Source organism: Moraxella sp. CTOTU47724 (assembly GCF_032014955.1).
Taxonomy (GTDB): domain Bacteria; phylum Pseudomonadota; class Gammaproteobacteria; order Pseudomonadales; family Moraxellaceae; genus Faucicola; species Faucicola tetraodonis.
The window spans coordinates 1-15,271 of record NZ_DALZSV010000055.1 but is presented as its reverse complement, the minus strand read 5'-3'; the positions used below and the strand labels follow the sequence as shown (position 1 = coordinate 15,271).

The 15,271-nt window shown below is 43.9% G+C and carries 14 protein-coding genes and 2 pseudogenes; 11 read left to right on the top strand and 5 right to left on the bottom strand.

Annotation, left to right across the window (positions count from 1 at the left end):
* From RTR63_RS09795 to purF, 10 genes and pseudogenes are all read left to right on the top strand, one after another.
* A pseudogene (locus tag RTR63_RS09795) lies at positions 1-492 on the top strand (hypothetical protein); the annotation flags it as partial.
* A gap of 288 nt (positions 493-780) precedes the next feature.
* Complete coding sequence (gene tolQ / locus RTR63_RS09790) at positions 781-1,509, top strand: protein TolQ (RefSeq protein ID WP_312523994.1); 729 nt, start codon at positions 781-783, stop codon at positions 1,507-1,509.
* Between the two features lie 63 nt (positions 1,510-1,572).
* Positions 1,573-2,040 carry a protein TolR gene (gene tolR / locus RTR63_RS09785; RefSeq protein ID WP_159374657.1) on the top strand — a complete coding sequence of 156 codons (468 nt, stop codon included), beginning with the start codon at positions 1,573-1,575 and terminating at the stop codon, positions 2,038-2,040.
* An 84-nt stretch (positions 2,041-2,124) separates the two neighbouring features.
* Positions 2,125-3,090 (top strand): cell envelope integrity protein TolA, encoded by a 966-nt coding sequence (gene tolA, locus RTR63_RS09780; protein ID WP_312523991.1) that lies wholly within the window; start codon positions 2,125-2,127, stop codon positions 3,088-3,090.
* Between the two features lie 139 nt (positions 3,091-3,229).
* Positions 3,230-4,540, top strand: a complete 1,311-nt coding sequence (locus tag RTR63_RS09775; RefSeq protein ID WP_312523989.1) for a TolB periplasmic receptor — start codon at positions 3,230-3,232, stop codon at positions 4,538-4,540.
* Positions 4,541-4,601: 61 nt separating this feature from the next.
* Positions 4,602-5,609 carry a hypothetical protein gene (locus RTR63_RS09770; RefSeq protein ID WP_312523987.1) on the top strand — a complete coding sequence of 336 codons (1,008 nt, stop codon included), beginning with the start codon at positions 4,602-4,604 and terminating at the stop codon, positions 5,607-5,609.
* Between the two features lie 74 nt (positions 5,610-5,683).
* Positions 5,684-6,196, top strand: coding sequence for a DUF4870 family protein (locus tag RTR63_RS09765; protein WP_159676253.1), 513 nt, complete (start codon positions 5,684-5,686; stop codon positions 6,194-6,196).
* A gap of 267 nt (positions 6,197-6,463) precedes the next feature.
* Positions 6,464-7,507 (top strand): quinone-dependent dihydroorotate dehydrogenase, encoded by a 1,044-nt coding sequence (locus tag RTR63_RS09760; protein WP_065252633.1) that lies wholly within the window; start codon positions 6,464-6,466, stop codon positions 7,505-7,507.
* A gap of 24 nt (positions 7,508-7,531) precedes the next feature.
* Complete coding sequence (locus RTR63_RS09755; protein ID WP_312523983.1) at positions 7,532-8,038, top strand: CvpA family protein; 507 nt, start codon at positions 7,532-7,534, stop codon at positions 8,036-8,038.
* Positions 8,039-8,190: 152 nt separating this feature from the next.
* Positions 8,191-9,726, top strand: coding sequence for an amidophosphoribosyltransferase (gene purF / locus RTR63_RS09750; RefSeq protein WP_284034001.1), 1,536 nt, complete (start codon positions 8,191-8,193; stop codon positions 9,724-9,726).
* 43 nt (positions 9,727-9,769) lie between these two features.
* Here purF and RTR63_RS09745 read toward each other — a convergent pair whose 3' ends face one another.
* The 5 genes from RTR63_RS09745 to yajC all read right to left on the bottom strand — a co-directional run bounded on the left by RTR63_RS09745 (position 9,770) and on the right by yajC (position 14,652).
* Complete coding sequence (locus RTR63_RS09745; protein ID WP_312523980.1) at positions 9,770-10,141, bottom strand: AzlD domain-containing protein; 372 nt, start codon at positions 10,139-10,141, stop codon at positions 9,770-9,772.
* 61 nt (positions 10,142-10,202) lie between these two features.
* Positions 10,203-10,907, bottom strand: a complete 705-nt coding sequence (locus tag RTR63_RS09740) for an AzlC family ABC transporter permease (protein WP_312523978.1) — start codon at positions 10,905-10,907, stop codon at positions 10,203-10,205.
* Between the two features lie 73 nt (positions 10,908-10,980).
* Positions 10,981-12,243, bottom strand: coding sequence for a protein translocase subunit SecF (secF, locus tag RTR63_RS09735; protein WP_312523976.1), 1,263 nt, complete (start codon positions 12,241-12,243; stop codon positions 10,981-10,983).
* A gap of 14 nt (positions 12,244-12,257) precedes the next feature.
* The gene (gene secD / locus RTR63_RS09730; RefSeq protein ID WP_095355461.1) at positions 12,258-14,153 is read right to left on the bottom strand and encodes a protein translocase subunit SecD; all 1,896 of its coding nucleotides are present in this window, start codon (positions 14,151-14,153) and stop codon (positions 12,258-12,260) included.
* A 154-nt stretch (positions 14,154-14,307) separates the two neighbouring features.
* Positions 14,308-14,652 carry a preprotein translocase subunit YajC gene (yajC, locus tag RTR63_RS09725; protein ID WP_081454568.1) on the bottom strand — a complete coding sequence of 115 codons (345 nt, stop codon included), beginning with the start codon at positions 14,650-14,652 and terminating at the stop codon, positions 14,308-14,310.
* A 345-nt stretch (positions 14,653-14,997) separates the two neighbouring features.
* Here yajC and RTR63_RS09720 point away from each other — a divergent pair.
* Positions 14,998-15,271: pseudogene (locus RTR63_RS09720) on the top strand (hypothetical protein); the annotation flags it as partial.

Sequence of the window (15,271 nt, the reverse complement as noted above, 5' to 3'; positions counted from 1 at the left end):
AGCTTTGATCGATTGCTGACGCGAGAGCAATTTGCGCAAATGCTTGGCATTCATCCCAACCAAGTTGTCAATCCTTGGCAAATAAAGTTTGCTGGCAAATTGGTGGTGTTTTACCAACAACCTGATATTGCATTGCGTTTGCATTGGGTGAATACTCGCAAAACATTTGAGCCTATCTACCTCTCATCAAAATTATCTCAAACAGAAGCTTTGCCCTATGCGATTGATAATGCTTTTAGCAATTGGCAGATTACCGGGGTAGAAATTATTCAAAAAAATCCACAGGTTGAGCTTGTGTATGACAGTGATGACACCAATGGCACCCAATCCATTTTGCCTTCCACCCAATTTGTGCCCGTGCCTACGCCGTTAGCGCATTGGATGATGGCATATTTTCAGTCGCATCCTGTCATTGCCAATGAATGGTTGACGCTAATCAAATCAGAAGCGCAATCTTATGCCCAAACACAGCAGTTTATCGCCGAGCCGTGACTTTTATAAGTATATTTTTAGCCTTGGCTTTTAGTCATAGCAGCCATGCAATTATCAATACTAGCAAAGCCCCAAAATTTTTATACGATTAGCCAATGTTATTGGTTACAATATGCTTATGTTAATTCTAGTGCTCGACCTTATAATTGCACTAGTTTTTGGTTTTAATCGGGTATGGCTGGCAGGCTGTTGACAAGCTGGCATCAAAATATGTAGTGGTTTATATTTAGTGGTTTATATTAAGTGATTTGTATTTAATGATTTGGATGGTTGGGGAAGCATAACTTTATGGAAGGCTCGATTGATCTTGTTAGTTTGGTAACGCACGCCAGTATTTTTGTCAAAATTATCATGGGCATCTTATTATTTGCTTCTTTGTTGTGTTGGGTCACTATTTTTCGTTTAAGCAGTCGTTTGGCAATTGCCACGCGTGCCGATAATTATTTTGAGCAAACCTTTTGGTCCGGGGTTGAATTGCCAACCCTATACAAAGGCGTCCAAGGCAATCCTGATAGAAGTGGACTTGAGCAAATCTTTTTTATTGGCTTTAGTGAGTTTTTAAAACTGCTCAAAAACACCCAAGCCCGTAGCGACGTCATTGAAGGCGTGGAGCGCAAACTTCGCGTTGGCTTGGGGCGTCAACAACTTGAGCTTGAGCAAGGATTGCCGTTACTAGCCAGTATTGCCTCGGTATCGCCTTATATCGGTCTGCTTGGCACGGTCTGGGGGATTATGACGGCTTTTATGGGCTTATCGACTTCTGCGCAAGCCACACTGGCTGCGGTTGCCCCGGGTATTGCCGAAGCCTTGATTGCCACTGCGCTAGGTTTGTTTGCTGCGATTCCAGCGGCACTGGCTTTCAACCATTTTACCGCAAAAAACGATAAAGTTTATCAAAGTCGTAGCCTATTCTGTGATGAGATGACGGGCATGTTGTTGCGACAAACTGTGGATACGGCTACCAATTTACCGACAGGGCTGAATTCACCTGCCATGATGCCACCGCTCGCTCGCTAGATAAATGCTAAACGCTAAATGCTAAATGAACGTTAGATAAATTTTATTGAACAACTTGACACTATGAAAGCAAACCCTTACAGCCGTAACCGTCCACAAAAACTCAATGCGGGTATGAATGTGGTGCCTTATATTGACGTTATGTTGGTGCTGCTTGTTATATTTATGGTGACCGCGCCCATGCTAACCACTGGGGTAGATATTGATTTGCCAAAAGCGCAAACCAAATCACTGCAGCAAGGTACGCAGTTACCGGTGATTGTGTCACTAAAATCTGATGGCCAGCTATATTTAAGTACCCAAGACAAAACCGATGAGCCAATGAGCGAAGCGGCGCTAATCGCGACTTTGAATAATTTACAATCTCAGCCTCAATACCAGTTCGATGGTAAGCCCAATGTCAATGTGATGATTAATGCCGATCAGAATAACCAATATGGGGATATTATCCAATTAATGGCAAACTTGCAGCAAGCGGGCATTCAAAAGGTTGGCTTGTTAACGGCACCGCCAAAACCAGCCAGCAAGTAGCCTTTTAATCAAGTGGCTTTTTAATACGATGACCTTTTAATTTTTGATTGAACATTTTTGCTAGAATAAGGAAATACTGAGACGATGTATGCTGAAGTGACCTCAGTCTATGTACCCGTCAAAACACCCGATTACCCGGTATGGGCGATTGTGCTCAGTGCCATTACCCATGCGTTGGTGGTTGGGTTATTGTTTTTCTTTTATCATAACACCCCGCCAGCGCCCATGGAAACTTCGTTGATTACCCCTGAGCAGTTGTCGGCAATGGAAGGGCAAATCAAAGCCAACCAACAAAACGAGCTTGCGCAAAACCAAACCACGGCCGGCGAGATGGCTGGTGCGCCCACACCGTCTTTAAATTCGCAAACCCTATCAACGGTGCCAATGAACACGCCTAATTCGACTTCAACCAATCAAATTGAAACGGTTAAAAATACGTTAGCCGCCAAGCAGGCGCAATGGGAAAAAGAGCAGGCGCTATTTGCTGAAAAGCTAGACCGGGAAGTAGCAGCTGAAAGACAGAGTGTGATTGATGAATTAAACCAGCGCAACGAAACCCAGCAGCGAAATCTGCAAGATTATAAAATTGCCGAAAGCAATATTGATGAGGTAAAAAACGAGATACGCGCGAACAATGCCGCCTATAATAAAAATCTCAATGCCAATAGCGAGCGGCAAAGTGACAATAATATAAAGTCATTGGATTTGGGTAAAGATGGTCAATCTACAGGTGCAGCGCAATCACAATCATCTGGCGGTCAAGGTTCTAACAGACGTGGTGGTGCATCGGGTGGGAGTTCGGCAGGCTATGTCAGCCAAGTCATGGCGATGATTGATGCAAATTGGAATGTACCAACCAATAGTAATGGCAATTCATTAACGGCGTCATTTAGCATTGCTGCGGATGGTACAATTAGTAATATCACTATTCGCGGCAGCAGTGATGCCGCTTTTAAAGCAAGCTTACAACAAGCAATCAACCAATCAAGTCCGCTGCCGCCCCCGCCAAATGGCGCAAGAAGCATGACGGGCAATTTTAGAGCTAAATAGTAAAGTCAAATAGTAAAGCTAAGTAGTAAAGCTAAATAGTGTTGTAGCGCTTAGTCTTGCCCAGTCTTTTTTGGCGATCAAAACAATGCTATTATTTTAAAATCACTTTTTTAATAATTATAAATGTTGCAGGCTAATTATGAACAAGACTTTTTTGAAAGCGGCAGTCATTGCCTTGGCTACCACTGCGATGCCACCTCTAGCGAACGCTGCCGATAATGTTGACTTTACTCTAGTCAAGCAGGCACCACGCTCTAACTTGCAAGTCGCCATCGTACCATTTGCTGGCGCAGAGAGTATCTCAGGGATTGTCACCAATGATTTGACCAATTTGGGACAATTTACTTTGGATAGTAATTTGCCAGAGCGACCTCATAGTAGTAGTGAAGTCACTTTGCCTGTCTGGCAGCATAACGCCGTGCCTTATTTGGTGGTCGGCAATACGCGCAGCAACCGTGGCAATGTTGAAATCAATTTTGAAGTGATTAATGTGGCGACAGGCGAGGTGATGCAGGGTCTGCAAACCGTCACCAGCAAAAATAACTCACAAAGTTTGCGTATGGCAGGGCATAAGGTTGCTGACCTTATCTATGAGATATTGACAGGCATCAAAGGCGATTTTTCTGGGCGCATTGCGTATGTGGTTGAAACAGGCAAGCCCAAAAACCGTGTCTCACGTTTGGTCATTTCTGACGTGGATGGGTTTAACCCAAAAGTGATTTATGAGTTTAACGGTACCATTAAAACCCTAAATACCTCTGCTGACAATCAAACCTTTACTTTTCAAGTTCAGCCCGACACGCTAGGCTATCCGCAGGTCATGTCTGCCAATATTGTCAGCGGGGCAGTCAGCAATTTGACGAATTTTAAAGCCATGAATTATGGCGCGTCCGTGAGTAAAGATGGCCGTGTGATATTTAGTAGCAGTTTTGAAAACGGCATACCGCAGATTTATTTGGCGCAAGGTGGCAATTCTCGTCGCTTGACCAATGACCCTGTGGGGGCTATTTATCCTAGTTGGGCGCCTGATGGCCAATCATTTGTCTATACTTCAGATAGAGCCGGTGGTAAAAAAGGCGGTAATAAAGGTCAAATTTATCTATACAATCTGGCAACCGGTAGTGAACAACGCTTGACGGGCGGCGGACTGAGCAGTATGGGGCGCATCAGCAATGATGGTAAAAAAATGTCCTATTTGTCGGGCGCCAATCAAGGCGCGGTGATGGATCTGGGTTCGCGCTCGGTAACCGCTGTAAATAACGTTGGGTTAAGTGAAGCCCCAGGTGTCTCACCCAATGGACAACACTATATTTATTCCAATAAAAATGTCATTACCATTGTATCGAATGGCAAATCCATCAGTATTAGCCCATCCCAAAATGGCGTACCCAATGGCTTGATTTATGGACCACTTTGGCTCAATCCAGACGCCAATAATGTTTTACCTTAACCAAGCTACAAATAACATGAAGCATGTTTATCTCTTACCCCGTTTATGGTGCGCCGCTGTTATGGCAATTGTCATGGCAATTAGCTTGGCGATGACAGGCTGTCAGACCATGCGCTCGCCATCAACAACCTTATCTAGCAACAACACCCTGCAAGGTTCGACCTCACTGCCCAAAGTCATAGAGGCTGTACCCACCAATTTGCCGCACATGGATGCTCGCCAGCTGTCAGGTAAGTTGATTTTTATTTATTTAACCGGATTTGGGGAAAATCGCCAAGCGCAGCTGATTGAAACCCAAATCGATGGCAGCGACCCAAAGACTTTGTATAAGGTCAATGGGACGATAATGAGCTTATCCGCTAGTCGCTTAGGCGATCGCCTGATTTTTACGGTTCAAGCAGGCAAAAGTTATCCTAAAGTTGTTATCCTTGATAGAGCGACTTTGCAAGTTACTGAGATTTCTGCGGTTTCTGCCAAACGCACCCATAATTTTAGCGGCGCAATCTCCCCCGATGGGCGCCAATTGTTACTAGCAAATAGCCAAATGGGTAATCCAGAGATTTTTTTGACCGATAGCAGCGGCAATATAAAACAACAACTGACCCATCAACCAGCGATTGATTTAGCCCCTGTGTGGCTGCCAGATGGTCAATCCTTTATATTTACGTCGGATAAAGCCAAATTTTTACAACCGCAACTTTATCAGTACTATTTTGCAAAACAACAATTTTTGCCTTTAAACTTGCCTGGTAAAACCAATGCCATCGCTCGGGTTAGTCCCTCGGGGCGTTTGATCACTTATGTCAGCGATAATAGCCAAGGCAGGCTCGCAGATATGGCAACTAAAAAAAATATCGCTATCAATGATGAAGGATTGGCTGAACCTGCCAACTTTTCGCCCGATGGCAACTATTTACTTTATTCGGCAAAAAACCGCATAAAAATCATCCCAGTACCAACCTTTGAGCCGTTGACACCGCAACAATCCCCTGTTAGCTGGACGGTCGAGTTTGCCGATAGCAACCACCAACCATTTACCATTCGAGAACCGATTTGGGTAATACCCTAAAGTCCATAACAATCAATTGAAATTCTACTGTATGACCCGATAAAAAAAGTAATAATCATTGATGGAAAATTATAATGAACCTAGAAAAACCAACAGATTCACACACACCTGACCCAGCCAACCCACAATTTGGTAGTGGGGCGAATGGTTATCCATCAGCGTTACCGCAATACACGCAGCTCAGTCAACACTTACCGGTGACCCAAAGCCAAATCAGTTATAACCACATTACTTATGCGTTGGCGCTGTTTAGTTATTTTACCGCGGGACTGACTTGGATTATTCCGATTGTGATGAATTATTTAAAGCGCGATGAGGCTAGGAACACGTGGCTTTATAGTCACTTTGATTGGCAAATCAAAACATTTTGGTACAGTATATTTTTTTGGGTGATTGGTTTTGTCATGGTGATTTTTGCAACGGGTGGGCTATTTTTTGGCGCTGCCGTTGATAGCAATCATGCGATGGGTGGCAGCTTTATTGTCGGTGCTTTAGGCGGCTTGATAATCGTCGCCACAGTCTTATGGCATCTGTATCGCATTATTCGTGGTTGGATTGCGTTGTCAAATGGTCGAGCCGTGCCTTAGTCTTTGATTATAGGACGTTAAAAGCTAAAATCTGTAATCTATAAGCCGAGTCAAGCTCATATAGTAGTTAATGTAGCAGTGAAGGCAAAGAAAATTGCAGGTGTTTATTTAGCGTCAACACTGATATAATAGCTTTTCTGATTTTGACGAGATAGTCTAGACAGCGCGTCAACGGGTGCTATCTCTCAAGCTAAATAGGTTAGTTCTGCTTGTATAAAGGGCAGAGTCAATTAGATTCACCCATGCAATGTGAGTGCTTATTCAACTATGTATGCCTTTCTTCGTCCGTTCTTATTTAACACCGATCCTGAAAAAGCCCACGAAATCACGTTATCGTTACTCGAAAAATCGCAAAAATTTGGGATGCTCGGGTTTTTGTACGGTAAGCAAGAACTAACAACCGAATGTATGGGGTTAACCTTTACCAATCCGGTTGGTTTGGCAGCAGGGCTTGATAAAAACGGCGAATATATCGATGCGTTAGCAGCATTGGGTTTTGGCTACATCGAAATTGGTACGATTACCCCAAAACCACAGCCTGGCAATGACAAACCCCGTCTATTTCGTATCAAAGAAGCCCATGCCATTATCAATCGCATGGGATTTAACAATAAAGGCGTCGATTATCTCATTGAGCAAGTCAAGCGTGCAAAATATCAAGGCATTTTGGGTATTAATATTGGCAAAAATGCCAGCACGCCTGTTGAAAATGCCCTTGATGACTATATTTATTGTCTAGAGCGAGTGTATCCTTACGCGTCTTATATTACGGTGAATATCTCCTCTCCCAATACCAAAAACCTGCGTGACTTGCAAAGTGGTGATGCGCTCACGGCGCTGCTTGATGGTATCAAATCACGTCACAGCCAACTCGCTAGCCAACATCAGTATTATGTGCCATTGGTACTGAAAGTTGCCCCAGATTTGGAAGAAGATCAAATTGATTATATTGCCAAAGAATTGGTGCGTTTTGATATTGATGGGCTGATTACCACCAATACCACCTTAAGCCGCAATGGGGTAGAAGACTACAAAACCAGTCAAGAAGCAGGCGGGCTATCAGGTCGACCACTGAGTCACCGTAGTACCCAAGTTCTTGAGCAGTTTGCCGAACGCTTACCGAGCTCAGTTGCACTTATTGGCGTAGGCGGCATTGACAATGGTCAACGTGCGGTTAAAAAGATTGAAGCAGGTGCGGATTTGATTCAACTCTATAGTGGTTTGATTTATGAAGGGCCAGAGCTCATCCAAACCTGTGTTGAAGCCATTGACGGTTATCGTCTAAGCCAACATTCACCCTCTAATTTGTAAATCCCATGATACGAGCTTGACCCGATGACTTTGTTAGATATGGTAGTGTTGTTTGTATTGTTTATTGGGTTGTGGCAGGGGTTTAATAATGGCTTGATGCGCTCACTGGTGGGCATGTTTGGTTGGCTATTGGCGCTGCTGCTCGCCAGTTATTTGGCAAAACCTTTAGCCCCGTTTTTTGTGTCGCTGACGGGCTCAACCGGCCTTAGTATCATTGCGGCATTCTTGGCAATTGGCTTATTTGTCATCGTGGGACTGCAAATCGTATTATGGGTGATGAGTAAAACCTTGCAGGGGCTTAGACTGAGTATCCTAGATAAATTGGCGGGCGCGGGGTTTGGCTTGGTCAAAAATTTGGTCATTGTGTTGATGGTGCTGAGTTTATTGGCGCCTTTTGTCAGTCAACGTGACTTTTGGCAGCAGTCTAAGTTTGCCAATGCGCTACTGCCACTGGCACCTTTTGCGACACAAATCACCCAACAGCTTGCTATCACGCTCGGTAAAACCGCTGCCGATAAAATGGGTCAATAGTGGGGCAAATGGGTCAATAGTATTGGTAAGTTTGACTGACGGCTAAAGTGTTGTAATTGTCAGACGGCAAAAAAGCTAGTTTCATTCAATTTTCATCAGGTCTCTTTTCATCAGGTCTCATAGCCATCCGTGAAAAATCAAAGGGGTAAAATATGTGTGGAGTTGTCGGTATAGCCGCTCACAGTCCGGTTAATCAAATGCTATACGATGCGCTGACTATGCTGCAGCATCGCGGGCAAGATGCCGCGGGTATTGTGACATGTCAAGATGGACGTCTGTTTTTGCGTAAAGAAAATGGCATGGTGCGCGATGTGTTCATGACACGTCATATGATGCGTCTTGTCGGTAATCAAGGCATCGGGCATGTACGTTACCCAACAGCTGGTACGTCTAGCAGTGCGGAAGCTCAGCCTTTTTATGTCAATTCGCCGTATGGTATTACCTTGGCGCATAATGGTAATTTGACCAACGCCGAAGAGATTGCCAAAGAACTGTTTATGGAAGATATGCGCCATATTAATACCGATTCTGATTCAGAAGTCTTGCTCAATGTGCTAGCGCATGAGATGCAAAAACTCGGTATCCAGCATCCAAGTCCCGATGATATTTTTGAAGCGATGACATCCGTCTACAAACGTATCGAAGGTGCGTATGCGGTGGTCGCCATGATTACGGGCTATGGCATTTTGGCATTTCGTGACCCCAATGGCATTCGTCCGCTGATTTTTGGTCAACGATTAGCGGAAAATGGCGGTTTTGAATATGTGGTGGCCTCTGAGTCAGTTGCGTTAACTGCATTGGGTTTTGATATCGTTCGAGATGTGAAGCCCGGTGAAGCGATTTTTATTGATGAAAACAATAACTTTTTTAGTCGCCAATGTGTCGAAGCCAAAGAGTTTAGACCTTGCATTTTTGAATATGTCTATTTTGCCCGCCCAGATTCGATTATTGATAATATTTCTGTTTATAAAGCCCGTATGCGTATGGGCGAGACTTTGGCGCAGAAAATCATCAAAGAATGGGGCGAGGATCATGGGATTGATGTGGTTATTCCTATTCCCGATACCTCACGTACTTCTGCGATGGAGCTTGCCCAGCATCTAGGCGTGAAATACCGTGAAGGTTTTATGAAAAACCGCTATATCGGTCGCACCTTTATTATGCCAGGTCAACAGCAACGCAAAAAATCGGTGCGTCAAAAATTAAGCGCAGTGCCTTTTGAATTTAGAAATAAAAACGTATTGTTGGTCGACGATTCAATTGTACGTGGCACGACTTGCCACGAGATTATCCAAATGGCACGTGATGCAGGCGCCAATAATGTGTATTTTGCCAGTGCGGCGCCACCCGTCAAATATCCCAATGTGTATGGTATTGACATGCCAGCGCGCAATGAGCTGATTGCCTCAGGTCATAGTGTGGAAGACGTTTGTAAAATCATCGGCGCGGATCGTTTGATATTCCAAGATTTGGATGATTTGATTGAAGCGGTACAAGACAAACACAGCGATGCCAAAAAATTTGACTGTTCGGTATTTGATGGCAAATACATCGCTGGTGGTATTGATGAAGACTATTTGGATGAATTACAGCGTAAACGCAGTGATAAAGCCAAACAGAAAAAATCTGGGATACAAGACGTGGCTGATACACCTGTGGATATCGTCGGGGTGCAAACCGAGGTATAAGTTATCCTTCATAAAAAAAGCCCAAGTTGGGCTTTTTTTATGGCTATTGAAAACCTATCAGATTTAATCCCCATAAAAACCCATTAAGGCTAGCAATCCCCACCAGCATACTTAGCAGTAATTGCTTTTTCCAATGATAGCTGAGCAACACCACTAAAAGCGCCAATATCTCTGCCACAAGTAATGGCGATAAGCCCAGACTCATACTCATAGGCTTAGGCTGCTGCCAATGCAATGAAGTTAAAATCAACAGCGTCATCACGGATAATGGCAATGCTTTATTCACCGCGAGCAACAAGGGCGCATCCAATAATCGCTTTGGCAAAATTATCGGGGTTAAGCGGGTGAGAAAAGTCACCAACGCCATGGCAAAAGTAGCGGCGATTAAATAAAAGTTATCAGGTGGTGTGTTCATAATATTCTAACGATTAATGGATAAATTTTTTGGCGGTTGAGCTGTCAGGTAGTTTGAACTATCAGAGAGCTTGCTCATGAGCAGATTTATTGCTCATAAAAAAGTGGATGATAATGAGTCCCAAACTCACGCAAATCGCTGATAGTAAAAGCCAATCGGATATAAAATAAAACGCCGCTGTGAACGCAATGATGGCGATGAATATGGGATAGTAAGCCTTGACCGCTTTAAACTGCTCGTAGGCTAAAATAGCAAATAAGCACACTAATGCAAAATCCAAATGGGGCACCCAATCATTGAGTCCTGCACCCAGCAAAATGCCTAATATGGTACCGATAACCCAATAACACTGATTGAGCAAACTCACAGGTAGTATGAGTCTTTGGCGTTCATTTTCATGAAGGGTGGTTAATAGGGAAAAAGTTTCATCGGTTAACGCAAACAAGCAATAAAATCGACTGATAGGATTGGTTGGTAATTGTTTTAACAAAGGAATGGCATAAAAAGCATGGCGCAAATTTATCGCTAAGGTATTGCTGGCGATGGTTGAGATTCCAACCCCGCCCGCTAACAGCGTAATAGAAGCATATTGCGCCGCACCCGCGTATAACACCACACTAGATAAAATCGCCGCCCATATAGGCAGTTTTGCTGCCACAAACAACACGCCAAAGGCAATCCCTGCAGGGATATAGCCCATTGCTACAGGAAAGCTTACTTTAAACGCCTGTTGCCATAACCCATTTTTCATTAATTCATTTGTCATCATTGCTATTCTTGTTTAGATTTTAGCCATAAAAATACCCTAGCAAGTAGGGTATTTTTGCCGCTCAAATCATTTATTGATTATCTACTACTTTGTTGTCGTAGATAGGCGCATTGATAGGCGCATTGCGGTCTTCAAAAACCACTTCGTCCTCAACAAATTCTGGTTTGACTTCGACAATAAAGTCTTTACGCGACATACCGAGCCACAGTGGAATCGCACTGGCGATATACACCGATGAGAAAGTACCTAAAATCAAGCCAATGAGCAATGCTACAGAGAACCAATGTAAGCTTTCGCCGCCAAGCAGCAGCATCGCGACTACCACTAGCAACACCGTTGAAATGGTCATAATAGTACGACGTAGCGTTTCAGTGAGCGATAAATTGACAATTTGCGTTGGGCTAGCACCACGGACACGGCGGAAATTCTCACGGATACGGTCAAATACGACGATAGTATCGTTAATCGAGTAACCAATCAGTGATAACACCGCGGCAAGCACGGTCAAATCAAACGGCCATCCGAAAAATGCGAAAATACCCACGGTGATAATACTATCATGAAATAACGCCAACACCGCGCCTAAGGCTAATTTGGCTTGGAAACGCACCATCACATAAATAAACATACACAGTAATGCCAGTGCCGTTGCCCCCAAGGAGCTGATATAAATCTCATTACCTACTTGACTGCCAACCACGTCAATGTTCTTGATGGTAGCATTGTTATTGGGTAAATCTAACGCAGTATCGAGAGAGTTTGATAACCCTTCGATTTGTTTTTGCGGGGGCAGGCGTACCAGAATTTCTTTGTTACTGCCCAAATATTGCACCACACTGTCATTGATTTTATGGCTCGTTAAGGCTGACTGAACTTGGGCTTGTTGCACGGGTTGCTCATAAACAACCGTGGCTGACACACCGCCAGTAAAGTCCAAGCCTAGATTTAAACCTTTGGTTAAAATAGCGACCAAAGCCAGAATCGTTAAGATGGCAGATAATATGGCAAAAGGTTTAGATACTTTCAAAAAATTAATGATACGCCGACCGGCAAAGAATTTTTCACCGCCAAAATCCTCTGCCGAAAATTCAGCGCTGGTAGCGTTAGCCACAGCCACCTCAGCGTTTTGGGTTGTTGTATCGGAGGAGTTGGCAGGTTGCTTGACCAAATTTTTATTCACCCCTTTACCATTACGGCGCGGCGTTTTGCGGTGCTGTTTATTTGATGCTATTTCATCACTACGACGTACGCCGAGCTCTGAGAGTTTTTGCTCGGGGTTGATGGGTTCTGAGCCGTCTAAACCGTCTAGATCCTCTAACTTGTCATCATTCATTATTTATTCGCTCCTTAACCAATACTTAGGCGTTTGACAGTTTTGCGGTAGCCATAAGCTAACTGTACCAGTGCACGCGTGACGGTCACTGAGGTGAAGATAGAGCTGGCAATACCAATGGCTAAGGTGACAGCAAAACCTTTAATCGGACCTGTACCAATCGCAAATAAAATAAATGCGACAATCAAGGTAGTCAGCTGTGCATCAAAAATACTGGTAAATGCGCGGTTAAAACCTGCCACAATCGCAGATTTTGGTCTGGCGCCGTTGGCAAGCTCTTCGCGGATGCGTTCAAATATCAGCACGTTGGCATCCACCGCCATCCCGATGGTTAACACGATACCTGCGATACCCGGCAATGTCAGGGCAGAACCAATCAATGACATGATGGCTAAAATCATCATTAAGTTAAAAATCAGCGCGATATTGGCAATTAAGCCGAATAAACGATAAAAGATAATCATAAATAAGAACACGAGTAAGTAGCCGACTTGGGTAGAGAACATACCTTTTTGGATGTTATCTTGCCCCAATGATGGACCAATAGTACGTTCTTCAACAAAATACATGGGCGCCGCTAGCGCACCTGCACGAAGTAACAAAGCCAGCTCTGAGGCTTCTGCATTACTATCTAAGCCCGTGATTTGGAAAGTTGAGCCAAAGACGCCTTGAATGGTCGCTTGATTGATAATATGGCTTTCTGCGTAAGGTGTTCTTACTTCTTTATTTTGACCCGTCACTGGGTCTGGCTGGAAGGTGACACGCTGCTTATTTTCAATAAACAGCACCGCCATTTGTTTGCCCACTGATTTTGCTGTGGTGTTTTGCATCAAACGACCACCCGCGTTATCCAGCGTGATATTCACTTGGGGGCGACCATTTTGATCCATCCCTGCTTGGGCATCCTGTACGTTTCGACCGGTGACCACAGCTTGACGTTCCAATAAGGTTTTTTGTGGGCTATCGACTTCACCAAATGAATAGGCTTCAGTGCCTGCAGGCAATACCCCAGATGGATTGGCTTGGAAAGTATTGTTTTGGTCAGACACCATACGAAATTCTAGATTGGCAGTACGACCAATGACCCGTTTGGCTTCTGCGGTATCTTGTACCCCGGGTAATTCCACCACAATACGGTTGGCACCTTGGGATTGCACCACGGCTTCAGCCACGCCTAGCTCATTAATACGGTTTCGTAAAGTCGTCAAGTTTTGGGTGACCGCATCTTGAGAGATTTGTGAAATCGTTGACTGGGTCAAGGTCATGTTAATCGCTGGACCCCCCGCATTGATTAGCGGTTGTAATTCGTAATTTGTCCCAAAGCGACTACGTAACACATTCATGGCTTGATCACGCGCGGCATTATCGACAAAGTTTAACGTCAGATTATTTTGCCCTGCTTGTAAATTGGTCACGGCAATTTTTTGGTTGCGTAGCTCTGTACGAATATCTCGGGTTAGGTTTTCCAAACGCTGAGAGACGGTTTTGCTCATATCGACTTCTAGTACAAACCGTACACCACCCCGCAAGTCCAAGCCTAATTTAATAGGATTGCCGCCAATATTACGTAGCCATGCTGGCGTGGTTTGTGCCAAGTTCAGTGCCACAACGTAATTGTCGCCAAGCTTTTCTTTTAGCACTTGTTGCGCTTTAAGCTGCGTTTCAGTCGACTCATCACCAATTTTTAACAAAGCTGATTTACCATCAAAACTGTTGTTTTTGGTTGGGATATTGGCGGCATTTAGGATGGTTTCCGCTTGTTTTAACACATCATTGGTCAATGTGGTACTAGCGGAAGCCCCCGTGATCTGAACGGCGGGCTTGTCTGGATAAAGGTTTGGTAGGGCATACAGGGTGCTCAGTAGCAGCACAATGCCGATTAAAAAGTATTTCCAAGCAGGGTAGTGCATAATCTTGACTTCTTAAACTTGATTTTTTTAGGTAACTAGTTGTTCTACTAGGGCTATTAACCGCGATCAACAAGGCAGTACAATATCATAATAGCCAGTTGGCAACTTAACAGAATGCTAGGTCGCCAACCTGACAGGTGAGCTGCATCGGCAATTATTTAAGACTATCAATGGTACCCACAGGCAATACCGAAATGATTGAGGCACGTTGCACCATCACCTCTTGGGTAGTATTTAATGCAACAACCGCATATTCACCTTGAAGCTTTTTGATTTTTCCCATCAAGCCACCGGCAAATACCACTTCATTGCCTTCTTTAATGGCATCAATCATTTGACGATGCTCTTTGTTACGACGGCTTTGTGGTCGGATAATAATGAAGTAAAAAATAGCAAAAAAAGCCAATGGCAATAGCATTTGCATGATGGTGGAAGCACCCGTTCCAGTAGGCGCTGCCGCCGCACCTTCCGCATGGGCAGATTGGATAAATGCTAAAATAGCGGTAAGTAGCATAGTTAAAATACCCTTCAATTGAGATTTAGTCATAAAATGGTGATAAAAACAACCTGTAATGATAACCGATTTAGCCAAATTAATAAATGATTAACCCTTGTTTGCTGAAATAATTCAGCGCTAGGAAGATGAACGGTGAGTAGAAAATCCAGCGATTTTGGATAGTTTTGGATAATAAGGTCAAAAATTTTTATCGGAATTATTCACTATTTTATGCTTGATTATTAACAATGACGTAACAATAAAGTTAATGGTTATGCTATGCTTAGTTGTAACAAATTATTTCTTTTAGGGTCAAACAATTGGTGTTACCAATTGAAGGAAAATCTCATGACTATCACGTTAAATTTTCAACCGATTGATAAAATCCGAAAGCAGGTAAGGTCAAAACTATGGTTAGGGTTAGTCATCGCGACTTCGTTAACCGTCCCAACGCTGGCAAACGCTGAGATCGCCCAGCGTGATATCGATAATTACGGTGCGGCGATGGCGGCTGCAGCAAATGCTAAGAGCATTTCGCGCGTTGCAAGCCTAGTGGCTGATGATGCCTTGATATCTGTGTCGCGTAAAGGAAAAACCACGACCTTAAATAAAAGCAATTATC

What these genes read in the sequence shown, in the direction of transcription:
- tolQ (WP_312523994.1), top strand. Translation starts at nt 781, where the DNA reads ATGGAAGGCTCGATTGATCTTGTTAGTTTGGTAACGCACGCCAGTATT.
- tolR (WP_159374657.1), top strand. Translation starts at nt 1,573, where the DNA reads ATGAAAGCAAACCCTTACAGCCGTAACCGTCCACAAAAACTCAATGCG.
- tolA (WP_312523991.1), top strand. Translation starts at nt 2,125, where the DNA reads ATGTATGCTGAAGTGACCTCAGTCTATGTACCCGTCAAAACACCCGAT.
- RTR63_RS09775 (WP_312523989.1), top strand. Translation starts at nt 3,230, where the DNA reads ATGAACAAGACTTTTTTGAAAGCGGCAGTCATTGCCTTGGCTACCACT.
- RTR63_RS09770 (WP_312523987.1), top strand. Translation starts at nt 4,602, where the DNA reads ATGGCAATTGTCATGGCAATTAGCTTGGCGATGACAGGCTGTCAGACC.
- RTR63_RS09765 (WP_159676253.1), top strand. Translation starts at nt 5,684, where the DNA reads ATGAACCTAGAAAAACCAACAGATTCACACACACCTGACCCAGCCAAC.
- RTR63_RS09760 (WP_065252633.1), top strand. Translation starts at nt 6,464, where the DNA reads ATGTATGCCTTTCTTCGTCCGTTCTTATTTAACACCGATCCTGAAAAA.
- RTR63_RS09755 (WP_312523983.1), top strand. Translation starts at nt 7,532, where the DNA reads ATGACTTTGTTAGATATGGTAGTGTTGTTTGTATTGTTTATTGGGTTG.
- purF (WP_284034001.1), top strand. Translation starts at nt 8,191, where the DNA reads ATGTGTGGAGTTGTCGGTATAGCCGCTCACAGTCCGGTTAATCAAATG.
- RTR63_RS09745 (WP_312523980.1), bottom strand. Translation starts at nt 10,141, where the DNA reads ATGAACACACCACCTGATAACTTTTATTTAATCGCCGCTACTTTTGCC.
- RTR63_RS09740 (WP_312523978.1), bottom strand. Translation starts at nt 10,907, where the DNA reads ATGACAAATGAATTAATGAAAAATGGGTTATGGCAACAGGCGTTTAAA.
- secF (WP_312523976.1), bottom strand. Translation starts at nt 12,243, where the DNA reads ATGAATGATGACAAGTTAGAGGATCTAGACGGTTTAGACGGCTCAGAA.
- secD (WP_095355461.1), bottom strand. Translation starts at nt 14,153, where the DNA reads ATGCACTACCCTGCTTGGAAATACTTTTTAATCGGCATTGTGCTGCTA.